A 22,933-nucleotide genomic window follows, 5' to 3' on the forward strand; every position below is an offset into this window, starting at 1 on the left:
ATCGCCCGGGCGTGGGCCGGAAAAGGGCAAGGCCTACTTGGACAGGCCCAGCCTCGGATAAAGAACCTCAAAGCCCTTCGTGAGTCCCGCATTCAGCGCCAGGCCCACGTGACCGCCGTTGGGCACCTCGTAGTACGTCACAGTCATTCCTGCATCCCGGGCGGCTGCGGAGACCGCCTTGGCCGCCGCCACATAGGTTGTGTCATCCGAGCCCACGGTGAAAACGGCTGTTGTATTGGGGAACTGCCTGCCTTTCATGATGTTGATGGGCTTCTGGGCGTCGTAGGCAGCCTGGTTGCCGTTGAAGATCGCCGCGAGGTTGCCGGCCGGATCCTCTGCACCAGGGAATTCTTCGCCGGAGATGTCCACCACGTTGCCCCACATCTGCGGGTATTTGACCGCGAAGGAAATGGCACATTGGCCGCCGTTGGAGTACCCGGCAATGGTCCAGTGTTCGCGGTCAGAGAGGATGTTCAAATTGGCTTTGGCCCAGTTCACCACGTCCTCGTTGATGTACTTCTCCACGTTGCCGTACTTGGCGGTGTCCAGGCAGAGGGTGTCATTTTGGTCCGGGCCTATCTGGTCTGCGACGATCGCGATAGGGGCCAGGCCGTTGTTCCTGGCAGCGAACTCATCCAGGGCGGCGGAAATGTATTGAGGATCCGGCAGCCCCGGTTGGCCCATCATGAGGACGAACAGGGGCAGCTTGGGCGGATTGGCCGTCAGGGCGGCAGGGGGCAAATAGATGCCCGCGGGTCTGGCATCGAAACCGGAGGCGGTGGCTGGAATGACCTGGGTGCCAGCTTCGCCCTTCGCGTGGAGGTTGGCCGGGGGCTTCCAGCTTTGCCACAGGGGACCCGCCGGAATGGAGGCGTCCGGGTCCGGTTTGGCCAGTTGAATGGCATCCTCCGTAGAGATTCCCAAGGCCGAGCCCAATGTCTTGTTCAGTCCGAACTCCGTGTTGATGCCTAGGGCCGCGACCACCACGAACACTGGAATGGACACTGCAGCCACCGTTTTCCGCCACCGTGGGCTATGACGGAAGCTAACCACGGCAAGACCCAGGGCTGCGAAGCAGGAAATCGCCCAGAACCACACCCGCGGGGTGAGCCCCACATGGAAGACGTCCATCACGTCCTCTACGATCCACACGGTCAACCATCCCAACAAGGCTGCGACCACGACGGCCGTGATCGCGGTGAGGGCCCAGCGCGCGGACGGCCTAAGGAACAGCAGCAGGAAGAACCCGACGCCGATCACCCCGGCAATCGTCATGACCACAGGTCCGCTGATTTCAACCTTCAGGAGGTCGTTCATGGCTGGGGACTCCGCGTCGGCGTCATGCGGCGGGTTCCTTGGCTACCATCTGCCGCAGCAGCCCCGCGCTTTGTGCGGGGGAGAGTCCCGGCAGGTAGGCGGAACCCACAGCGATACCGATGGACGGCAAGGCCAACGGGTCCTGGTAGTACATGTACAAAGTCCGATGCTCAGGCTGGAACCGGGACTTGAAGGCGGCCAACGACTTGAAGCCGTACATGGGTTCCAGTGCGTTCCCGAGAAGCGCAAGGACCCGGTCCAGGGTGCTGTGGTCCACGGTGCTGTGGTCTCCCTCGCCGGCATCGGATCCTGCATTTGCGAGGGGAGAGCCGGACAACGAGATTTGGGGTACTTCTTCTTTGAAGTGCGTCACGGCAGAAGCAATGAGGAACTCCATGACGCCCTTGAAGCCTGTGGTGCGGCGGCGCATGAAGTCCAGGGTCCACCCTGAGATGACCCCGTCGCTGAAGACGGGCAGCCAGCTGGTGACTCCATGGACCAGGCCGTCATCGTCCACGGCTACGCAGCAGAGCACCTCGGGGTCTTTGAGCTCATTCAAGCCACCCAAGGTGAAGCCCATCTCAGGAAGTGCTTTGTCAGCCACCCACTCTTCGGAAATCTCGGCGAGCTGTGCCCTGATTCCCGGCGGCATCCCGGGGTAGCTGTACCAGTGGTCCTTGATGGAGAGCTTGTCTGCGCGGTTCAGGGCCGTGCGGACGTTCTGCCATTCCTTCCCCTTGAAGGTCATGGCCTGGACGTTGAGGAGTGTCTCTTCCGCTACTTCCAGTTTCCTGAAGCCATGGGGGATCAGCGCAGCGTCGAGCTCTGCCGTGGCTGAGTAGAAGCACGGAACCAGCCCAAGGCTGGAGCAGTGCTTTACGAAGCCCGTGGCCGCCTCAGGATGGAGTTCGCTTGCGCCAAAGGGCCCCGCAACTGTGAGGGCCACGCCGTTGTGGACCTGGTACGCAACACCGGCCTTCCTGTTCGGGGTAAACCAGTACTGGTTGTTGTCCCATAGAGCCATCCAGGACAGCGTTCCGCCGCCGTCATGCAACAGCTCCCTGGCATGGCCCAGATCTGCTGCCGGATCAGTGGCGAGCATCCGGAACCGACGGAAGTTGTTTAGGACAAGTACAAGGATGCACAGCCAAATGATGTCCCCGCCCAGTCCGTATACCACCGTGCTCAGCAGGCCTTGCGGGAGAGCCACCACAAATGGGACAGGGAAGGGAACCAGAATGTGTGTCAGCTGCCCGGCCAGATCCAGCAGGGTGGAGCGTCCCGGGTTGCCTTCAATGAACCAGAACGCGACGTAGAAGATCACGGCAGCAACGGCGAGGATGAGCGAGGTCCGGCCAAGGACCCTGTAACCGGCGTCGCTCGACTCGACCCGGAACTTATGCCGGTTTACCAGAAGCAGCGCCACGATGATGACAGGGGCGAGGACCGCGGGGACCGCGTACAGGAGGAGGTACGCGAAGTCGTCGTCGCCTAACGTGACGTCCGGATCTGTAACGTACTGGACGATGGACAGGACGGTTACGGCAGCCAGATACAGCTGGATAACGAGTGTCAGCCTGTATGCGAGCCGGCGGCCACGCCGGAGCCCCTCGGCGCAGACGAGCAGCAGAAGAACCGGAATCAGTGTCAGGATCGCCGCTCCGAAGCTCTGGACGCCGACGATGCTCTGTAACGTGACACAGTTGTTGTCGTTATTGCACGCTTCCTGCACCTCATCGGCGTCGGGACTGGCCTGGAGCATGACCTCGGAAACAACGGAGAGGGGCCCGATTTCCCACGTTCCGGTCAGTTGCGTGAGCAAAGGTCCAACCGCGAAGACACCCACCACGGTGCCCACCAGGAAGCGCGTCTCTCGAAGGCTTGAGGAGTGGAGCGATCCCGCCCGGTGGCGCAGCACCAGCGACTGGATGACCCAGCCCGCCAGGATGCCGATCACGGCTCCGGCAAGAGCCTGCAGGGTTTGGGCGACCCCCACGAACAGGGCAAACATCAGCGTCGCGGCCAGTAGCCACGTCCTCAGGCGACGTCGCCACAAAGCCTCGAGTGCCGCCGTCGAGCACCCTAACGCAGCGGCGGCGCCGCCGTAGGCACCCACAACGTATTCGCCGCCCAGGAAACTGAGCCATTGGTCGCTGGCATCCGTTCCGAAGGTTACGAGTGCTACAAGCACAAGGGCGCTGAGGGCTGAACCGGCTACGAAGGCGGCCAAAGCAAGCCAAGGGCCCATGACGCGTTCGGCGATGCCGACACCCACCAGGATCGCGGCTGTACAGGCCAGATAATCGAGCAGGGAGGAGGCGAAGAATGCTGATGTGAAGATGGACCACCACGGTCCGGGTTCCACCGCCAGGCCGATTCCCACTTGATCCAACAAGACTTGGCCGGGGCCGTTGACGAGGCTACCGGAGACGGCACCCAGCACCCAGAAGAGCCCTACGAGACCCAGCGTCAGCGGCAACCTCCGCACGGTTGCCAGCCCGCGCACGTTGCCCCGAAATCCAACAGCCGTGCTCATGTGATGTCCCCTTCACCGGTTGCAGCACCGGTAACCCCGGCTGGCCACCATTCTGCCCTGCAGCAGGCGGTTAGGGGAGGGTTTGGTAACTCTCGACGGCGGCGGGTCGCCGGTGGCAGTTAGCCTAGTCCCGCTTCCAAGGGCCAGGATTCACGCGGTACAGCACAGCGGCGCCGATCACGGCACCCAGGATGGCGCCAAACAGCGCACTGCCGGCGGCGCGACCGAGAAGGGCACCGGCGACGGCGCCGAGCAAAGCACCGAGGAACAAGCCCCTGCCGTTGCGGTGCGGTTTATTAGTCATGGTCACAGCCTACGGGGCTGCTGCTAATGGATGGAGGGAACAGAGCGGGGCCGGACTACCAGCCACAACGCGGCAATCGCGCCGGTGATGCATGCGGCCATAACGGCGCCCATGGGGACGGCGGAACTGACGCCCAACCAACCGACGACGGGCGGGACAATTCCAGCCATCATGAACTGGGACGCGCCCAGGAGGGATGCAGCGGTGCCCGCTTGTGCGCCGTGGTTGGCCAAGGACAGCACCTGGACGCACGGGAACATGAAGCCGGTTGCGCAGATGTAGAACCACAACGGAACGAGGATTCCCCACAGCCCCACATGGAACAGGTCAAGCGCCACGATCAGCAGGGCAGTGAACAGCATGAAGACCGTGGCCCCCGCCACGATCCACTGCGGGGCCACCCGCCGGATCAAGCGCGAGCTGATCTGCACGCCTGCCACGATACCCAGGGAGTTGATGCCGAACAGGATGCCGTATTCCTGCGGGGAAAAGCCGTAGACGTTCTGGAAGAGAAAGGTGGAAGCCGAGAGGTAGGCGAAAAGCCCGCCAAAATTCAGGCTTCCTACCAGAACCATGCCCACGAAGATCCTGTCCGTCAGGACGGTCTTGTAGCGTTGTCCCACTGTGATGGTGGACTTTCCGCGCTGGGCTGCCGGAAGTGTCTCCCGAATGAAGAAGATGGAGGCAATGATCACCAGCAGGCCATAACCGGCCAGGAAGTAGAAGATGCCCGGCCAGGGGAATGCCAGCAGCAGTTGGGACCCTATGACCGGTGCCAGGATCGGTGCCAGGCCGTTGACCAGTGACATCCTTGAGAACATCCGGACCATGGAGTAGCCGTGGAAGAGGTCCCGGACCATGGCCATTGCCACCACGCCACCTCCGGCAGCACCGATTCCCATGAGCACGCGGAAGAGGGAGAGCATCCCGATGTCCGTGGCCAGCGCCGCCCCCAGAGAAGATCCGATGTGCACAGCCGTCGCCAGGATCAAGGGCAGCCGGCGCCCCACTTTGTCGCTGAAGGGGCCCACCAGTAGCTGGCCGAGCCCGAAGCCAACCGTTGTGCCGGTCAGAGTGAGCTGGATTGCTGCCGCCGAGACATCAAAACTCTCTTCCAAGGCGGGGAACGCCGGAAGGTACAGGTCGATGGTGAAAGGACCCAGGGCAGTCAGTGCACCCAGCAGGAGAATGTAGACAAGTTTTTCGCGTCGGCTCAGAGAATCGCCCGGAGCAATGGGAGGGGTCACGATCATCTATCCTATGGCCCGGATCATATTTATTGGATGTATGACAGGCGCGCCACGGCGGGATCCCGAAAGTTCAGCAGGAACCTGAATGATAGCTTTGAGGACAGGTGTCCGTGGCAATGGTTTTCCGCCGCGTTCGCCCTACACGATGCCCAGAGGAAGCAGTTAGGCGGAACCCATGAGTGGACGTCACACCGGCCGGCCCAGTCAAGGACCAGCCATTCGTACTTTGCCAAAGACCCTCAAGCTCGTAGCAAGGCTGGCTCCGAGGCAACTCAACGACGAAATCGCCCTTGCGAAGGTAGAACTCAAGCGAAAGGCCACTCAGGTTGGCATTGCCGGCGCCTTCTTCGGAGTAGCGCTTGTCTTCCTGGCGCTACTGGTGATTGCGCTGGTTGTCGCGGCGATCCTGGGGTTGGCCACCATCATGCCCGGTTGGCTCGCGGCACTCATTGTTGCAGCCTTTTTCCTGATAGTTGTGGCTATCGCATCCTTGATCGGCATCGCCAAGTTCAAGAAGGCCATGCCCTTGGTCCCAGAGGACACCATCCGGGGGATCAAGCACGATCTCGGAATCGCCAAGGAAGGTTCCGACTTCGACGAGTCGATCCTGGATCCCAACTCACCTGCTGCCAAGGCTGCCAAGGCTGAAAAGGAAGCAGCGGCAGAGAAGGCCAAGGCAGAAAAGGCCGCGAAGGAAGCCGCCAAGGAAGCAGATGCCGTCAAGGCGCCCACCGAAGCTGAGCTTCGCTCGCGCCTGAAGCGGCGCCGTGAACACCTGACCGGTGTCCGCGATGAACTTGGTGAACAGCTGGACGTCAAGAAGCAGGGCCAGGCTTTGCTGGAAAGCGCAAACGGAAAGTTCCAAGAGGGCAAGGAATTTGCTGCGACGAAGTTTGCTGCCCTTGAAGACTCTGTCCCCGAAAGCCTGACCGAACGGCTTGCCGCCCGGTGGAAGGACCTCGCAGCGTTTGCCACTGCGGCCGTGGTCTTCGTTGTTGCGCTGCGGAAGTTGCTGAAGAAGTAGCAACTGCAGGCGGTGCCAAACACGGAAGACGAGGAGGGGGGGACAAGATGAGATTGATCGGAGCTGGGTCGCACCCCGACCGGCCGCAGGTTGATCATGACCTCATCTTCACTGTCCCCAACATCCTTACGGTCCTTCGCTTCATGGGTGTTCCCTTGTTCGTCTGGCTCGTGTTGTCGGAGCAGGAGTATGGCTTCGCGGTACTGGTGCTGGTGATCATGGGCAGCACCGACTGGGTGGATGGCTACATTGCCAGACGCTTCGACCAGACCTCCAAACTTGGCCGGATACTGGATCCGATGGCCGACCGGGCCGCCCTCCTTGCCGTCGCGTTCACGTTGGCGATTGCCGGCGTCGTGCAGTGGTGGTACCTGGCCGCGCTGCTGGTGCCTGACGCCGTCCTGGCCATCGCATCTTTGATCTACTTCCGCAGCCATCCGGACCTGCCGGTGAGTATCATCGGAAAAATCCGCACGGCTCTGCTGCTGGTCGGCACTCCATTGCTTGTCCTGTCCAAGCTGCCCATTGCTTTTACCGAGGTCTACTTCGTGGCTGCTTGGACGTTCCTGGGCTTCGGCCTGATCGGCCACTGGATTGCGGCCTACAACTATTTTTGGGCCATCTTGCGTAAGGGTAAAGAATTGAAAACCGACGACGGCGGACGAGGCTGATGGTCTGGCTGGCGGTATTTCTCGCGGTAGTTGGTGCCTTCTTCCTCGCTATCGGTGCCCAGCGGCAAGGCAGCGCGGTGAAAGCCGATACCGGGGGCCTTGCGCTCAGCTCCAATGGCTTCCTGAGGCTTCTGCGTAATCCCCGCTGGATGCTCGGGCTGTTGTTCCTTGCCCTCGGGATGGTGATGAACGCTATAGCTTTGGTGTCCGCACCCCTCACCGTGGTGCAGCCGATCGGTGCCATCGCGTTGGTCATCACCACGGTGGTCAACGCCAAGGACCAAGGCCTGAGCATCAACCGTGCCACTGTGGTTGCCATCAGCGCCTGTGTCACGGGTTCAGCGCTGTTCGTGCTGCTGGCAGTCAACGTCACGCAGGAGAATCATCACGTCAATAGCGACGACGAACTGACGATTGTTCTCCTCCTGGCTCTTGCAGTGGGCATTTTTGGAACCCTGGCCGTCATGTTCAAGCACCGCATGAGTGCCTTTATCTACATCCTGGGGGCCGGTGTCCTGTTCGGCTTTGTTGCCGTCCTTACCCGGATCATCGGCAAACACTTGCTCGATCCCAACGGCCTGTTCCTGCTCAACGTCCAGTGGTACACCCTCATCGCCATCGTGGCAGCCGGAGGGCTGGGCTCCTGGTTCGTGCAGAGTGCGTACTCGGGTGGTCCGCCGGACCTGGTCATCGCCGGGCTGACCGTTATCGACCCCATGGTGGGCATTGCAATCGGCATCGTGATCCTGGGTGAGCTTCGTCCCGATGTCCACGCCGTGATGGCCATCGCCATGGCCGCGGCCGCTACGCTTGCTATCGTGGGGGTTATTGCCCTGAGCCGGCACCATCCGGAAGTCACCAAACGCAAGAAGGACGCGAAGGCGGCTGCCAGCCGGAAGGCTTAGGGCAGGGCTTTACCTTGCGCCACCCCTATTGCGGGCGGCAACCCGGCGACATCGCAGCATTGCCACAAGCAATGCTGTCCGCACCGTGACCATCAGGAGTTCTCCACGTGACCATTCCCGACACCAACAAGCCCCTCACTATTCTGATTGCCGCGGATACCTACCCGCCGCACGTCAACGGTGCCGCCCAGTTCGGCTACCGCCTGGCCAAGGGGATGACTGCACGTGGGCACAACGTGCATGTGTTGGCCTGCCGTCCGGACACGGGCAAGAGCTACACCGAGTTCCGTGACGAAGCCACGGTTCACCGGCTCCGCTCCCATGGCGTCTTCACCCACGAGTACTTCCGGATCTGCTTCCCGTGGGAAATCAAGAAGGAAATCAGCCTTCTTTTCGACAAGGTCCAACCGGACGTCGTCCACATCCAGAGCCACTACATGATCGGCGAACACGTCCTCTATGAGGCTGTTAAGCGCGGAATCCGGATTGTTGCCACCAACCACTTCATGCCCGAAAACCTCAACCCGTTCCTTCCGTTCCCGCAGTGGTTCAAGGACATCGTTGGCCGTATTTCCTGGAAGGACATGGGCAAGGTCATGGGCCAGGCGGATGTGGTCACCACGCCCACGCCCCTTGCTGCCAAGGCCATGCACCAGCACGCCTTCCTGCGCAAGGTCCTGCCCCTTTCCAACGGCATCGACTCTTCGGCGTATGAGCTCCAGCCCGGTGAGACCATCGAGCCCCACGCCAACCCCACGGTCCTGTTCGTGGGCCGTCTTGCCGAAGAGAAGCACATCAACGTGCTGATCGACGCCGTCGCTAAAACCCCTCGCGAACTGAACGTGAACCTGGAAGTCGTGGGTGGCGGCGAAGTCCGCCCTGCCCTTGAGGCCCAGGTTGCGAAGCTTGGCCTGGGAGATCGGGTGAGGTTCCTCGGGTTGGCGAGCGACGAGGACCTGCGTGAGGCGTACATCAAGGCCGATATCTTCTGCATGCCCGGTACGGCCGAGCTCCAGTCACTGGTGACCTTGGAAGCCATGTCGGCTTCCACTCCTGTGCTGCTTGCCAATGCCATGGCGCTTCCGCACCTTGTTCGTGACGGGGAGAACGGCTACCTCTTCACCCCCAACGACAGCAACGAACTCGCTGCCAGGATCACCCAGCTCGTGGAGCTTCCCAAGGACGAGCTTGATGCCATGGGCAAGCTGAGCCGGGAGATGGTGGAGCCGCACAGCATCAACGGCACTCTCCAGACATTTGAGGACCTCTACCGGGGCGCTTCTTACGAGGACATGGTGGTGTGACAAAAGCACTCCCCGGCACCTATTAGAATTGCTGGAGTGCTTTGCCCGGAACTGCTGCTTTGCGGCGGCTGTCCCGGGCATCACGGGGCTATAGCTCAGCTGGTTAGAGCGCGGGACTCATAATCCTAAGGTCCTCGGTTCAAGTCCGAGTAGCCCTACATTTCACACGGGAGCCGTGGCCGACGATTCGTTCTTCGTCGCCCACGGCTCTTTTGCCGGCCGTTTAGCCCAATGCCGCTGCCAGTTCGGAGCGTATGCGGGTTTCCTCCCCGCTTCCCGTGGTCGGCAACCGCAGAAGACGGATCTTATGTGCACGGCAGATGGCATCTTTGAGGTCATCCCGGACTTGCTGCGCGGGATTGTTTTCGTGGTAAGCGAAACCGTCAACTTCAATGGCCAGGACGGGCATGTTGGTGACGCGGTTATAGACCACGAAGTCCAGGCTTGCCCGGTTCTGGACAAAAGAAGCCTGTTGGGACGTGAGCATCGCAGGATCGCGAAGCAAATTCTTCAGCAGGACCTGTGGCGCCACAGCTAAGTCGGAGAACAGTTCGTCCTCGAGGATCTCCGACAGGAGGGTCCAGATAATATTCTCCGACGTGTACGTGGAGCTGTTCCGGAGCCTGGCGGCCAAAGGGCGCAGCATTGCTGAGTATTCTCTGTACAGGAGGTCAAAGACGGACAGGACGTTGCTGTCGAAGACGCCATCCTCCGGATTTCGGTAGCGAATAAAGTGCACCAGATCTCGAAGGTGTCGGCTTTTCGGCAGCATCTCATTGTTGGTAACAAGCACGAACCGTTTCACTGCGCGGGAGACGGCGACGTTGACGAGGTGCGGGTCATCGACGAAGCTGACGCCTTGGTGACCGCTGTTTGTCTCGTCCAGGACTGTGCTCATGATGATCACGTCCTTCTGCCGCCCTTGGAACTTGTGGACTGTGTCGGCGTGGATGCTGTTGAGCAAGGCCTCGGTTACTTTGTCTACTTGCCGTCGATACGGGGTCACCACGCCGATCTGCTCATTGCTGATACCTGAGCAGAATTGCCCGAGGACCTCCTTGGCAATGACGTCCGCTTCACGCTGGTTGGTTCGGCCCCCGCTGTTGTGCTGCCGCATGTGGTTCCCCTCGGCTGTCCGGACGACCACCAACGGCTGACCGCCCGACCCGCTGGAGGTGTAGGGGACCAGCCTCCCGCCGTAGAACTTCCTGTTGCAGAAGTCGATGATCGCCGGATCGCAGCGGTAATGTTCCCGAAGCATGGTGCGGGGAAGGCCATCGCCGAACTGATCGATGATTGAGGACAGAATGTTGTGCTTCCTGTAGTCCACACTGGCGGACGGGGCCTTCTTGGAGTTCCTTGATGCTCTCTCATCGGCGATGTGCTGCAGTTGCTGAAGGTCGCCGACCACAATGACGTTCCGGGCGCGGGAGAGTGCCAGGCCAGCGGCGAGCAGATCAACTTGGGAGGCCTCGTCAATGATCAGGTAATCGAGGAGCTGTCCTGCAGGAACACTTCGTCGCAGGGAGTGGCACGTGCTCAGAATTACCGGGTAGTCAGCAGTGAATTCCGCGAAGGTTGACCTGTACGTGGCTTCTGAGTGGACCCGCCTGCGCGTCTGGGCGTAGCGGCTATGGAGAGATGCTTCGAGCGTCTGCCTGGAAGCCAGCCGATGCTCCTCCTCAAGACGTCCGTAGTCTTCATTCGCCAGCAGCTGCCCCGCTTGATCGATACGCGCTTCAAGCTCCTTGACCTTGCTGTCATAGTAGGCGCCCTGAAGCCGCAGAACGACGTCAGTGTCGTGGGGATCAACTCGTCCGAGTCGTCCGTATCGGAGGCGAAGTCTCAGGCGGCGGAAAAGTTTCCGGACCGGTCCGGACTCGACAGGCATGAATGCGGTGTCGGCGAGGAATTCGAGGATCCGAGCGGACGGAGCACGCAGTAGCGGGACGCCTTCCAGCGCGGGCAACTCATGGGTGTCGGCCTGGAGCAGGAAATGACGCCTCTCGAGCTGGTAGGCGTCGAGCTCTTGCTTCCACATGGCCAGTTGTCTGGCGGTCCCTTGCAGGGTCTGCAGGCGGCTGTCGAGTTCGGCCACATATTCTGCCGGGGGTGCCTCGGCAGGTGATTGCCCGACGAATTCATCCACCGCGGCGTTCCTGGCTTCCTGCCTGGCGAAGAATTCGGCAATTTTCTCCTTCCGACCGAGGTCAGCCACGATGTGTCCGTAGCCTTCCTCGGCCAGTTTGTCCCGGACATTTTCCACGGCGGCGTTGTTGAAGGAGACGATTCCAACTCTCTGGCCCGGAACGGTAACGATGTTGGCCACAAGGTTCAGTATGGTTTGGGTTTTTCCCGTGCCGGGTGGACCGTCGATCACCGTTATTCGATTGCTAAGTCCTTTCAGGAGAGCCTCGCGCTGGCTGATGTTTGACGAGAAAGGCAGTATCGGATGCCGCTGAATCTTCTCGGGGGAAGTCAGGGTTTGGCGCTGGAGCAGGACTTCAAGGGCGCTTCCTGCCGGGACGCGCCTGAAGTCCTCGTATTGCCGGCGTAGCGGATCGTCCTCCCTCAGTTTCGAAGCGACGTCACGCCAATAATCCAGCACGACCTGGGCTTCTATTTCTTCCTCGGACGGCTGGGAGATTGTTATCTGGGTGTCACGACAGGTTTCATATCCGGGTCCTGCGTCACCCGTGTGAAACACGCGCAACCAGGTTCCGTGGGGCGAATCGAAACGGAGGACCTCGGTGACGGCCTCAAACACCTTGCCCCGCACCGTGACTGTGTCGCGCGGCTTGAGGAATATGGGCGCTGGATTTCGGAGAACAACGACGTTGTCGGCCGAGTATTTGTATGTCTTTCCGGAACTAAAGGTAATGTGCGTGAAAGCACCGGCGGGACGATACCCGGTCACCTCCGGGGTCTTGTCATCAAGGCCATTCTGGTGACGATTGCGGACCAGAATCGCCTCGTAACGTGGATTGATCACTGTGCTTCCCCCCAAATTCATCTGCACCGTTGCACTACCGACGTTACAGAACTGTCCGCTGCGACAAGAGTTCTTTGGAACCAGAAAGGAAAACTCCAGCGTTGCGGGGAACGAAGAACCTGCGGTATGTTACTGATCAGTAACTTACTACTCGCCGGTAACTTGGCCGCCCTGGCGCCCCTTGGGTTCAGTGCGGTTGGTCCGGACATGACGTGGTCGCAGGTGACCACCCTTGAAGGAGCGAATATGTCCAACGCTGCATTCGACGCCGCAAACCTTCCGTATGCCGACGGCGACTTCTATGCCTTTGAGCAGATGCTGACAGAAAAAGAGCAAGATCGCCTGGCGGAGGTCCGCGAATTTCTTACACGTGAGGTCAAACCCATCGCGGTGGATTGCTGGAACCGTGGCGAGTTTCCGATGGATCTCATTCCCAAGCTCGGCGAACTGGACCTTGTCAGCCCCGTCCGCCGCCAGGGGTACTCCAACTTGTTCGCCGGCATGCTCCACGCCGAAGTGACCCGTGCGGATGCTTCGATTGCAACCTTTATGGGTGTCCACGACGGCCTCTTCACGGGCTCGATTGAAGCCCTCGCATCGCAAGAGCAGAAGGATGCCTGGCTGCCGGACATTTATTCACTGAAGAAGATCGGCGCCTTCGGGCTGACCGAGCCGCTGGGTGGCTCGGACGTAGCAGGTGGAACGCGCACCACCGCCCGGCGCGACGGTGATAACTGGATACTAAATGGCGCCAAGCGCTGGATCGGCAACGCCACGTTCTCCGATTGGGTGGTCATCTACGCCAAGGACTTGGCAGACAACCAGGTCAAGGCGTTCCTGGTGGACACTTCGCTGCCCGGCTACTCGGCCACCAAGATTGAAAACAAAATCTCCCTGCGTACAGTGCAGAATGCGGACATCGTTCTTGACAATGTGGTGGTGCCGGACTTCTTCAAGCTCGCCAACGGCAACAGCTTCCGCGACACAAACAAGGTCCTCAAAGTAACCCGCCTGGCTGTCGCGTGGCAGGCCGTGGGGCTGCAGATGGCTGCCTTCGATGTCGCCCGCAGCTACGCCGTGGAGCGTCAGCAGTTCGGGCGTCCGCTGGCAGCGTTCCAGTTGGTGCAAAACCAACTGGTGCAGATCCTCGGAAACACTGTGGCCTCCATGGGCATGATGGTTCGTCTGGCCCAACTCGAAGACGCCGGAGTGGCCAAGGACGAGCAGTCAGCCCTGGCGAAGGCCTTCACTACGGCGCGCATGCGCGAAAGCGTCGCCCTGGGACGCAGCATCCTGGGCGGCAATGGCATCGTCACGGACTACGGCATGGCCAAGATCTTCTCGGATGCCGAGGCCATCTACTCCTACGAGGGCACACACGAGATCAACACCTTGGTGACCGGACGTGCCATCACAGGCGTTTCGGCCATCGTCTAGAACATTCGCTGACCTGGCGGGGAGATGCGGCGGGAACGCGGCGGGGACTTGGACGTTGCCAGGGCTCAGTGGAGCGGCAGCAGTATGGATGGCCGCATGTCCGATACGAAGCCCAACGGATTGACGTAGTCCTCGCCGCGCCGCACCCCCCAATGCAGGCAGGTGGCGCTGCTGCAGTGGCCGGGTTCCAGGGTGCCGATGACCTGTCCCTTGCGGACAGCGTCACCTGTTTTCAATTCGCTGGTCACAGGTTCGAAGCTGCTCTTGAGGCCATTGCCTTGCTCGATGGCTAGTACCGGACGATCAACTACGACGCCGGAAAAGGTCACCACGCCATCAGACGGCGCGGTGACGGGAGCGCCGTCGTGAGTTGGCCCCAGGTCCACACCCCGATGCCCGCTGAGCCACGGTTTGTCCGGTGGGTCGAACGTCCGCAGGACGGAAGGCGTGGGGGAGAGCGGCCAACTCCACTGTGGTTCGGCTGGAGCAGCTGCGCCTGCGCTGCCAGTAACGACGGTGGAGACAAGAAGTGTGGTCAATGCGAGCTTGAAAACGGTCATGGAACCAGCCTCCCGGGGCAACCCGGGCGACGCGATACGTTGACTGCCGTATGTGGACAACGGGTGGTTTCCCGCGGTCAAATCGGTGGGGTCGCTGTAGTACACTTGGTGGAGCAGTTTGCTGTGCCCTCAAGCTTGTTCAGGAGCATGTCTCATTCAGATATGTGAGGGTCCCAGGCTGACTACGCGTATCCAGCCCTCCACCAGGTAAGCCTCAAGGCTTTATGCTGCGGAGGATTGCGCCTCTTGCGGTCCGGCCGAGCTCAGGCTCCGTGCCGGATGAGAAGTGCAATGGATGCCAGGAGCCACGCCCAACCGGGCAAAGGCTAAACAACCGTCAACTATTGGCAGGGTAAGAGCAGCCCCATGGGCTCTCTCATGAATGACCTGCCGGAAGGAGCGTCGGCATGCCCGTCGTAACTATGCGCCAGCTGCTTGACAGCGGCGTCCACTTTGGACACCAGACCCGTCGTTGGAACCCGAAGATGAAGCGCTTCATCTTCACGGAGCGCAACGGCATCTACATCATTGACCTCCAGCAGTCGCTGTCCTACATCGACCGCGCCTACGAGTTCGTCAAGGCTACTGTCGCCCACGGCGGCACCGTCCTGTTCGTTGGCACCAAGAAGCAGGCTCAGGAAGCAATTGCCGAGCAGGCTACCCGCGTTGGCCAGCCGTATGTCAACCAGCGTTGGTTGGGCGGTATGCTCACCAACTTCCAGACCGTCGCCAAGCGTATCCAGCGCATGAAGGAACTCGAAGAGATCAACTTCGACGACGTCGCCGGCTCGGCTTACACCAAGAAGGAGCTCCTGCTCCTCAAGCGTGAACTCACCAAGCTTGAATCCAACCTCGGTGGTATCCGCAACCTGACCAAGGCTCCCTCGGTTCTCTGGGTTGTTGACACCAAGAAGGAACACCTTGCTGTTGACGAAGCCAAGAAGCTGAACATCCCGGTTGTTGCCATCCTGGACACCAACTGCGATCCCGACGAAGTTGACTTCCCGATCCCGGGTAACGACGACGCCATCCGCTCCGTCAACCTGCTCACCCGCGTTGTTGCCGACGCCGTAGCTGAGGGCCTCATCGCCCGCAACCAGCGCGCAACGGGCACCACCGAAGCTCCGGAAGAGCCGCTGGCTGAGTGGGAGCGCGAGCTCCTCGAAGGCAGCAAGGCCGAAGAAGCAGCGGCAACCGAGGCTCCGGCAGCAGAAGCTCCCGCAGCCGAGGCTCCCGAAGCAACTGAAGCTGCAGCCGGCGAAGCCGAAGCAGCCAAGTAAATCTGGACCTTCCCTGATGCTGGATACAGCGTCAGGGGCAACTGACAGGATGGCGGCTCACACGGTGGGCTGCCGTCCTGTCAGTCCGTAAACACACAAATTTCTAGACAGAGGGGTTCACATGGCGAACTACACTGCTGCTGACATCAAGGCCCTGCGCGAGCGCACCGGCGCCGGCATGATGGACGTCAAGAAGGCTCTTGACGAAGCCAACGGTGACGCTGAGAAGGCCATCGAGATCATCCGCATCAAGGGCCTCAAGGGTGCTACCAAGCGCGAAGGCCGTTCCACTGCTGAAGGCCTGGTTGCTGCCAAGGTCAACGGCGGCGTCGGCGTAATGATCGAGGTCAACTGCGAGACTGACTTCGTCGCCAAGGCTGACAAGTTCATCCAGCTGGCCGATAAGGTCCTCAACGTTGCAGTCGAGTCCGGTGCAGCCGACCTCGAGACCCTGCTGGCCACCGAGGTCGACGGCAAGCCGTTGTCCGAGGTTGTTGTCGAAGAGGGCGCAGTCCTCGGCGAGAAGGTTGTTGTCCGCCGTATCTCCCGCGTTGAGGGCACCACGGTTGACGCTTACCTGCACAAGACGTCCAAGGACCTCCCGGCTCAGGTCGGCGTCCTGTTCGCTGTCGACGGTGAAGGCGAAGCCGCTGCCACCGCCGCGCACGACATCGCTGTCCACGTCGCAGCCATGGCTCCGAACTACCTGACCCGCGACGACGTCCCGGCCGAACTGGTCGAGTCCGAGCGCCGCATCGCCGAAGAGACCGCAAAGGCTGAAGGCAAGCCCGAAGCTGCTCTTTCCAAGATCGTGGAAGGCCGCGTGACGGGCTTCTACAAGGGTGAAGTTCTGGTTGACCAGGCATTCGCCAAGGACTCCAAGAAGACTGTTGCACAGGTCCTCGAGGAAGCCGGCGTCAAGGCAACCGCAGTAACCCGTTTCCGCGTCGGAAACTAGTAATTCATGAAAAGGGGTGGTCACTTCGGTGGCCGCCCCTTTTTCATGCACCCGTCCGGGTAGTACCTGCGCGGACCCACAGCACGATAATCTAGCCAGAGTCCACCAACGGGAAGGCACCATGGAAACCGTCAACACTGCTATCCAGCCCGAGAAGACCCGTCGACGTGTACTTCTGAAACTTTCCGGCGAGGTCATCGGCGGAGGCAAGCTCGGCGTCGATCCCGAGACCGTACGCGCCATCGCCAAGCAAATCGCGGCAGCAGTCACCGAGGTAGAAGTGGCAATCGTTGTCGGCGGCGGTAATTTCTTCCGCGGCGCCGAACTGTCGCAAAGCGGTATGGATCGCTCCCGCGCCGACTATATGGGCATGCTGGGCACTGTGATGAACTGCTTGGCGCTGCAGGACTTCCTGGAGCAGGCCGGTGTAGAGACCAGGGTCCAGAGCGCTATCACCATGGGCCAGGTCGCGGAGGCCTATATTCCCCGCCGCGCCATCCGCCACATGGAAAAGGGCCGCGTGGTCATTTTCGGCGCAGGCGCCGGCTTGCCCTACTTCTCCACCGACACCGTTGCGGCACAGCGGGCCCTTGAAGTGCACGCAGACGTGGTCCTCATGGCCAAGAGCGGTGTGGACGGCGTCTACACCGCCGATCCCAAGAAGGACCCCACAGCCGAGAAGTTGGATGTCCTCAGCTACGATGACGCCCTGCGCCGTGACATCCGGGTCATGGACCAGACTGCAATGACCATGTGCAAGGACAACAGTCTTTCCATGGTGGTGTTCGGCATGGAGGGTGAGGGCAACGTTACCCGCGCCATCCTGGGCGAAACGCTGGGAACCTTGGTTACTCCCTAGCAAGGGCTAGGATATTTCTAGGACCGTCCGCCCCTGGTGGCGGATCTTTACTGTGCATTGCCGCCTGCAGTTGGGTAGCAACTATTTCTGAGGAGAAACCCGTGATCGAAGAGACCTTGCTCGAAGCCGGCGAGAAGATGGATAAGGCGGTGGAGGTAGCCAAGGACGATTTCGCGTCGATCCGCACTGGCCGGGCCAACCCCGCCCTGTACAACAAGGTGATCGTCGAGTACTACGGCACACCTACTCCGCTTCAACAGCTGGCCTCCTTCGGTGTGCCTGATGCCCGGACCATCCTGATCACCCCTTACGACAAGACAGCGTTGCGCGACATTGAGAAGGCACTGAGCGACTCTGAGGTTGGCGCCAACCCTTCCAACGACGGCAACGTCATCCGCGTGACCATACCGGAGCTCACCAAGGAGCGCCGCAAGGAGTACGTGAAGATCGTCAAGGGCAAGGGTGAGGACGCGAAGGTATCCATCCGAAGCATCCGCCGTAAGGCCAAGGACTCCCTGGACAAGCTCGTCAAAGACGGCGAAGCCGGAGAAGACGAGGGTGCACGCGCTGAGAAGGAACTCGACGCCCTGACCAAGCAGCACGTGGACAGCATCGACGAACTGCTCAAGCGCAAGGAAGCCGAGCTGCTCGAGGTCTGATGAACCAGGCTGAGCCGGCACCCGCTGAGCGGGTCCCGACACGCGATACCCCCAAGCGCGTCAGGCGCGTGCGGAAGAACCCCACACCCAAGGCAGGCCGGAATCTTCCGGCGGCCATCGGCGTCGGGCTTGCCATGCTTCTGGCCGTTTTGGGTGGATTGCTTTTCCTCCCGCTGGGATTCGTCCTGCTCACTACTGCTTTCGCGGTACTGGGTGTTTGGGAGGTTTTCCGGGCGCTTGAAGCGCAGGGAACCAGGATGCCGATCGTTCCCGTGATGATCGGCAGCCTGGTGATGCCGGTGTCGGCCTACTTTGGCGGACTTGAGGGTTTGCTTTTCACTATGACGGCGAGTTCGGTGGCGGTTTTGCTGTGGCGCTCCATCGAGAGCGCTGCGGGGGCGCCGCGCAGTGTGTTTGCCGGCGTTTTCACCCTGGCTTGGATTCCGTTCCTCATCAGCTTCGCGGCATTGCCGCTCCACGCCACCGGTGGTGCCACCCCGTTCGGCTTTTGGCCGAACGGGATACCCGACGGCGCGTGGCAGATAGCGACTTTGTTGCTGTTGGTGGTCTCGAATGACACGTTCGGCTACATCGTTGGTGCTACTTTCGGTAAGCACCCCATGGCCCCCAAGATCAGCCCCAAGAAGTCCTGGGAGGGCTTCGCGGGATCAGTGGGCGGGGCCATGGTCATCGGCGTCCTTGCCTGCATCTTCCTGCTCGACAAGCCTTGGTGGGTGGGCCTTGTGCTGGCCGTGGGCATGGTCGCCGCATCAACCGCCGGAGACCTCGCCGAGTCCATGGTCAAACGCGAACTTGGCGTCAAGGACATGAGCAGCATCTTGCCCGGCCACGGTGGCGTGATGGACCGCTTGGACTCCATCGTGTTCGCAGCCCCTGTAGCCTATGTTCTGTTCGCGCTGCTGAGCGGCGTCTGACAACCAATGAAGGAAAATTAGTGGCCTTGGATATTCGACGCCAGATTCCCGCAACGTTCGATCGCGTGGAGCGGAGCAAGTACGGCTATAACGCCAAGCAAGTGGATGAGTTCCTCCAGCGAGCCCGGACGTCGTTTGAGAATCCTGTGGGCACGGCCGACCAAGTGGCCAGCGTAGATGTACGTGCCGTGGCTTTCGACCCCGTCAAGGGCGGCTACGACGCCAACAGTGTGGATGCTGCGCTGGACCGGCTGGAGGACGCGTTTGCGCGTCGGGAGAGGGACGAGCTCATCAGCCAGCAGGGCGAAGAGGCCTGGCTGCGCGAGATCGGCAAGCTCTCCGGCATCCTGCGGGGCAGGCTGCACCGGCCCGACGGCGAGCGCTTCCGGCGCCCGTCCGCGAAAAGGACCCGCAGCTACAACGTCCAGGATGTCGATGCGTTGTGCGCCGAGCTTATTGGGTACCTCGAGCACGATCAGGCCTTGAGCGTAGACACAGTGCGGCGTGCTGTTTTCCGTGCGGCCAAGGGCGCCGATGGCTACGAAGAGGCACAGGTAGATGCCTTTCTCGCCCGTGTTGTGGAGCTCATGGCGGCCATCGATTAGGAACCGCCATCGACCAGGACCAAGCAATCAAGCCTTCGGGGGAGTGGGCGAGATTGGCTGGTTGATCTTCCACACCGCGTAATACCGGCGCCCGCCGCGGACCATGGTGACTGCGAAAAAGGCCAGTGCGGCCACCACAGCCACGCTGATTGAGACGGGCGTGGGCACCTGAAGGACAGTCAAGACAGAGCCGATCAGCAGTGCAAGCAACGCCGAGTTGGCCGTCATGATGAACATCATGCTGCTGCCTGCTACTTGGCTGAATGAGCCCCGCCCGCCCAGGAAGTAGTAGGTCTGCTCCGAGCCTGCCTCGTCGTCGTGGTAGCCCGCCATCAAGTAGCGCGCCATGCCGGGATCGAGTTCGACGTAGGCGGCACGCAACCTGTTCATGGCGAGGACGTACATGAGGTCCTCCATGCCGACGTTCAAGACCCTGATCTGTGTTAACAGTCCTACGACGACGTCGATGCTGAGAATCGTCAGCGCGAAGGCCCTGAAGTCATCTGAAAATTGGGTAGCGTTACCAACGAGCGCCACACTGAGCAGGCTTGCCGAGGTGAACGTCAGGAACATGCTGATGCGGGTGAGGACTTCGCCTTGGGTGGTGCTCCTTGAAGCGAGCAGGCTCCAGTGCTCCGTGGCCAGTAATTGCGCCCGGACGCTGGGAGATAGCTCCGGCGTGGGCGCCGGCGGTTCGGGACCCGCTGCACCCGCTTCATCGGACATGGCGTCATTGTCCACCCTGTAGGGGCCGCCGACAACGGCTTGCTGCCGCTATCGCTCCGTGACTACCGGACGCTCCGGCACATGCAGGCGTGACATGACCCGGTTCACCGAGGCCGGTACGCGGTTCTTCGTCATGATCGACACTGTCACGGTCACCGCGAAGGCGGCCGGGACGCTCCACGCTGCAGGTTGCGCCAACCACGCGGGCGCGTTGCCTGGGCCCATGAGGGTGCCCGCCACCATGGCGCCGCCACAAAGAAGCGCACCAATCAGCATCCCGGCGATGGCGCCCGCATCCGTTAGCCCACGCCACCAGATCCCCAGCAGCAGCACCGGGCAGATAGTGGACGCCGTGAAGGCAAAAACCAAGCCGACGCTTCCAGCCAGCGCAAGTGTGTCAGTCATCAGGGCAAAGCCTAAAGGCACGACGGCGGCGAGTAACGCCGCGAGGCGGAAGCCTTTTACGCTTCCTCCAAAAAGGTCCTGGCTGATGACGCCGGAAAGCGAAACCACCAGCCCGGACGTCGTGGACAGGAAAGCGGCGAAGGCGCCCGCCACCACCAACGCAGACAGCATGTCACCGGCTACACCGCCTACAAACCTCCCGGGCAGCAACAGGACCAGGGCGTCGGCCTGGCCGGACTGCGCGAGGTCGGGTGCGAACATCCTCCCCAAGGCACCCGACAGCGTGGGAAACAGATAGAAGACGGAGAGCAGCCCCAACACGATCAGCGTGGTCCGGCGGGCCGATTGGCCGTCCGGGTTGGTATAAAACCTCACCAGGACGTGCGGTAGGCCCAGGGTTCCGAAGAGCAACGCCACCAAGAGCGATATGTGTTGGTATGCCCCGGCAGCACTTTGGCCGGTGGGGTTGAGGGGCAAGGGCGCCTGCGGCTGTGCACCATTGCCTGCCAGCACCAGAAGAACGAACACGACAGGTACCGCTAAAGCGGTCAATTTCAACCAGTACTGAAAGGCCTGGACAAAGGTAATCGAGCGCATTCCACCTGCCACCACCGTGAGGCACACGACCAGAACCACCGCCGTCGAACCTACCCACGACGGCAGTCCGGTGGTGATCCGGATGGTGAGCGCCGCGCCATGGAGCTGTGGAACGATGTACAGCCAGCCGACGGCCACCACCACCAGGCTTGTCACCCGTCGGACCAGCTTGGAGTCCAGCCGGGCTTCGGTAAAATCCGGAATGGTGTAGGCGCCGGAGCGGCGAAGGGGAGCGGCCACGAAGAGCAACAGCATCAGGTAACCGGCGGTGTACCCCACGGGGAACCAAAGCGCGTCAGTTCCGGAAAGCAGGATCAGCCCCGCGACGCCCAGGAAGCTGGCGGCGGACAAGTACTCGCCGCCGATTGCGGATGCGTTCCACCACGGGGGGACTGTTCGGGAGGCGACGTAGAAGTCGCCGGTTGTGCGTGAGATGCGCAAGCCATAGAAGCCAATGACCGCAGTCGCGATGGAAACGGCCAGAAAAGCGAAGAGCCCAACAGCAGGGTTCACTTATCCTCCACAAGGTCCTGGTAACGCGCCTCATTGCGGGCTGCCGCGCGATTGTAGAGCCAAGCGCTCAGCCCGATGACGGGGTAGATGCCCGCGCCCAGGACCAGCCAATCCAAGGGAATGCCGAAAATGCGGGTCTCCGCCACCCCGGGTCCATAGACCAGGAATACTGCGATCACGGCAAGAATGACCAGGAACCCGCAGGCCACCACCAAGGCCAACCGCAGCTGGGAGCGGATGAGCGAGCGGATGAAAATCCGGCCGGCATCGGAGTCCTCGGCAAGTTCCCCCGGGTACGGTAACTTTCCCGAGGCCCCCGGTGTCGCCGTGGCTGATTGGCGCGGGGCAGTGACGCGGACGCGTGTCATCCTTGGGGCCGGATGCGGGTGGACTGCAGCTTGTCCCTTACCGATGGCAAGTGCCTGCGGCTGATGGGCAGCTCGGCGCCGGCAACTGCCACGCTCGGCCCTGTGGCCGAAAGCTTGAGGTGCTGCACATGGTTCAAGGCGATGAGATACGAGCGATGAATCCGGATAAAGCCGGCGTCTGCCCACTTCTGTTCAAGGTCGCTGAGGGGAACACGGATCAGATAGCTGGCCTCGGCCGTGTGCAGTCTTGCGTAGTCACCCTGGGCCTGCACGTAGGTTACGTCGTCGCGGCGGATCATGCGGGTTGTGCTGCCGAGGTCCACCGTGATCATCTCCGGCGCGGGGGTTCCGTCCTTGATGAGCTCACTGATGCGGTCCACGGATCGTGAAAGCCGTTCAGCGCGCAAGGGCTTCAGCAGATAGTCGATGGCGGCGAGGTCGAAGGCTTCAAGCGCGCAGTCTTCGTCTGCGGTGACGAACACGACTGCCGGCGGACTGCTGCTGCGGGATATGGCGCGTGCGATGTCCAACCCTGAGAGCGCCGGCATGTGGATGTCGAGGAATACGGCGTCCACTGACTCTGTTTCCAAGGTCCGTAGCGCCTCTGCGCCGGACGATGCCCGGTGGATGGCGCCAATCCGCTCATCCCGGCCCAACAGGAAGGCGAGCTCCTCCACGGCGGGCAGTTCGTCATCAGCGACGAGGACGTTGATCATGATTAAAGACTA

General features: G+C 61.3%; 21 protein-coding genes and 1 tRNA gene. 12 read left to right on the forward strand and 10 right to left on the reverse strand.

Going from position 1 to position 22,933, the window contains the following annotated elements:
- Window positions 1–33: 33 nt before the first annotated feature.
- The 4 genes from AC6CH8_RS02795 to AC6CH8_RS02810 form a co-directional block, all read right to left on the reverse strand.
- The gene (locus AC6CH8_RS02795; protein WP_498188563.1) at window positions 34–1,317 is read right to left on the reverse strand and encodes an alpha/beta hydrolase; all 1,284 of its coding nucleotides are present in this window, start codon (window positions 1,315–1,317) and stop codon (window positions 34–36) included.
- A gap of 22 nt (window positions 1,318–1,339) precedes the next feature.
- A complete protein-coding gene (locus AC6CH8_RS02800) occupies window positions 1,340–3,853 on the reverse strand; it encodes a bifunctional lysylphosphatidylglycerol flippase/synthetase MprF (protein WP_498188564.1) in 2,514 nt (837 codons plus the stop codon).
- Window positions 3,854–3,977: 124 nt separating this feature from the next.
- Window positions 3,978–4,157, reverse strand: coding sequence for a YMGG-like glycine zipper-containing protein (locus AC6CH8_RS02805; protein WP_017199401.1), 180 nt, complete (start codon window positions 4,155–4,157; stop codon window positions 3,978–3,980).
- Window positions 4,158–4,180: 23 nt separating this feature from the next.
- Window positions 4,181–5,410 carry a multidrug effflux MFS transporter gene (locus AC6CH8_RS02810; RefSeq protein ID WP_179019066.1) on the reverse strand — a complete coding sequence of 410 codons (1,230 nt, stop codon included), beginning with the start codon at window positions 5,408–5,410 and terminating at the stop codon, window positions 4,181–4,183.
- 172 nt (window positions 5,411–5,582) lie between these two features.
- Here AC6CH8_RS02810 and AC6CH8_RS02815 point away from each other — a divergent pair, with 172 nt between their 5' ends.
- The 5 genes from AC6CH8_RS02815 (at window position 5,583) to AC6CH8_RS02835 (ending at window position 9,469) form a co-directional block, all read left to right on the forward strand.
- Window positions 5,583–6,431 (forward strand): phage holin family protein, encoded by an 849-nt coding sequence (locus AC6CH8_RS02815; protein WP_420180625.1) that lies wholly within the window; start codon window positions 5,583–5,585, stop codon window positions 6,429–6,431.
- A 47-nt stretch (window positions 6,432–6,478) separates the two neighbouring features.
- Window positions 6,479–7,102 (forward strand): CDP-alcohol phosphatidyltransferase family protein, encoded by a 624-nt coding sequence (locus tag AC6CH8_RS02820; protein WP_178996431.1) that lies wholly within the window; start codon window positions 6,479–6,481, stop codon window positions 7,100–7,102.
- Complete coding sequence (locus tag AC6CH8_RS02825; protein ID WP_091466355.1) at window positions 7,102–8,007, forward strand: DMT family transporter; 906 nt, start codon at window positions 7,102–7,104, stop codon at window positions 8,005–8,007. Before AC6CH8_RS02820 ends, AC6CH8_RS02825 begins: the two co-directional genes overlap by 1 nt.
- A gap of 107 nt (window positions 8,008–8,114) precedes the next feature.
- Window positions 8,115–9,311: a glycosyltransferase gene (locus tag AC6CH8_RS02830; protein WP_091466357.1), complete on the forward strand. Its 1,197-nt coding sequence runs from the start codon at window positions 8,115–8,117 to the stop codon at window positions 9,309–9,311.
- Window positions 9,312–9,395: 84 nt separating this feature from the next.
- Window positions 9,396–9,469 (forward strand) — tRNA-Ile (locus AC6CH8_RS02835).
- 65 nt (window positions 9,470–9,534) lie between these two features.
- Here the strand turns inward: AC6CH8_RS02835 and AC6CH8_RS02840 are convergent.
- Window positions 9,535–12,303 carry an AAA domain-containing protein gene (locus tag AC6CH8_RS02840; RefSeq protein WP_498188565.1) on the reverse strand — a complete coding sequence of 923 codons (2,769 nt, stop codon included), beginning with the start codon at window positions 12,301–12,303 and terminating at the stop codon, window positions 9,535–9,537.
- A 246-nt stretch (window positions 12,304–12,549) separates the two neighbouring features.
- Here AC6CH8_RS02840 and AC6CH8_RS02845 point away from each other — a divergent pair, with 246 nt between their 5' ends.
- Complete coding sequence (locus AC6CH8_RS02845) at window positions 12,550–13,740, forward strand: acyl-CoA dehydrogenase family protein (protein ID WP_498188566.1); 1,191 nt, start codon at window positions 12,550–12,552, stop codon at window positions 13,738–13,740.
- 65 nt (window positions 13,741–13,805) lie between these two features.
- Here the strand turns inward: AC6CH8_RS02845 and AC6CH8_RS02850 are convergent, their stop codons facing one another.
- Window positions 13,806–14,300, reverse strand: coding sequence for a M23 family metallopeptidase (locus tag AC6CH8_RS02850; protein ID WP_498188567.1), 495 nt, complete (start codon window positions 14,298–14,300; stop codon window positions 13,806–13,808).
- Between the two features lie 407 nt (window positions 14,301–14,707).
- Here AC6CH8_RS02850 and rpsB point away from each other — a divergent pair, with 407 nt between their 5' ends.
- The 6 genes from rpsB to AC6CH8_RS02880 all read left to right on the forward strand — a co-directional run bounded on the left by rpsB (window position 14,708) and on the right by AC6CH8_RS02880 (window position 19,596).
- Window positions 14,708–15,580, forward strand: coding sequence for a 30S ribosomal protein S2 (gene rpsB, locus AC6CH8_RS02855; protein WP_017199410.1), 873 nt, complete (start codon window positions 14,708–14,710; stop codon window positions 15,578–15,580).
- A 121-nt stretch (window positions 15,581–15,701) separates the two neighbouring features.
- Entirely contained in the window at window positions 15,702–16,538 is an 837-nt protein-coding gene (tsf, locus tag AC6CH8_RS02860; RefSeq protein ID WP_026541489.1) for a translation elongation factor Ts, read from the forward strand.
- Window positions 16,539–16,659: 121 nt separating this feature from the next.
- Window positions 16,660–17,397, forward strand: a complete 738-nt coding sequence (gene pyrH / locus AC6CH8_RS02865; protein WP_014921238.1) for a UMP kinase — start codon at window positions 16,660–16,662, stop codon at window positions 17,395–17,397.
- A 101-nt stretch (window positions 17,398–17,498) separates the two neighbouring features.
- A complete protein-coding gene (frr, locus tag AC6CH8_RS02870) occupies window positions 17,499–18,056 on the forward strand; it encodes a ribosome recycling factor (protein WP_011774219.1) in 558 nt (185 codons plus the stop codon).
- Window positions 18,056–18,991: a phosphatidate cytidylyltransferase gene (locus AC6CH8_RS02875; protein WP_091466361.1), complete on the forward strand. Its 936-nt coding sequence runs from the start codon at window positions 18,056–18,058 to the stop codon at window positions 18,989–18,991. Before frr ends, AC6CH8_RS02875 begins: the two co-directional genes overlap by 1 nt.
- 20 nt (window positions 18,992–19,011) lie before the next feature.
- Complete coding sequence (locus tag AC6CH8_RS02880) at window positions 19,012–19,596, forward strand: DivIVA domain-containing protein (RefSeq protein WP_178996423.1); 585 nt, start codon at window positions 19,012–19,014, stop codon at window positions 19,594–19,596.
- Window positions 19,597–19,623: 27 nt separating this feature from the next.
- Here AC6CH8_RS02880 and AC6CH8_RS02885 read toward each other — a convergent pair whose 3' ends face one another.
- The 4 genes from AC6CH8_RS02885 to AC6CH8_RS02900 are packed head-to-tail and all read right to left on the reverse strand — an operon-like array spanning window position 19,624 to window position 22,921.
- Entirely contained in the window at window positions 19,624–20,322 is a 699-nt protein-coding gene (locus AC6CH8_RS02885) for a hypothetical protein (protein WP_498188568.1), read from the reverse strand.
- 48 nt (window positions 20,323–20,370) lie between these two features.
- The gene (locus AC6CH8_RS02890; protein ID WP_454810146.1) at window positions 20,371–21,837 is read right to left on the reverse strand and encodes a sodium/solute symporter; all 1,467 of its coding nucleotides are present in this window, start codon (window positions 21,835–21,837) and stop codon (window positions 20,371–20,373) included.
- On the reverse strand, window positions 21,834–22,205 hold the full coding sequence (locus AC6CH8_RS02895) for a DUF485 domain-containing protein (RefSeq protein WP_091466368.1): 372 nt from the start codon (window positions 22,203–22,205) through the stop codon (window positions 21,834–21,836). The genes AC6CH8_RS02890 and AC6CH8_RS02895 overlap by 4 nt, the downstream gene beginning before the upstream one ends.
- A complete protein-coding gene (locus AC6CH8_RS02900) occupies window positions 22,202–22,921 on the reverse strand; it encodes a LytR/AlgR family response regulator transcription factor (RefSeq protein WP_091466370.1) in 720 nt (239 codons plus the stop codon). Before AC6CH8_RS02900 ends, AC6CH8_RS02895 begins: the two co-directional genes overlap by 4 nt.
- Window positions 22,922–22,933 lie beyond the last annotated feature (12 nt).

It is taken from the genome of Paenarthrobacter sp. GQ52, assembly GCF_059759005.1.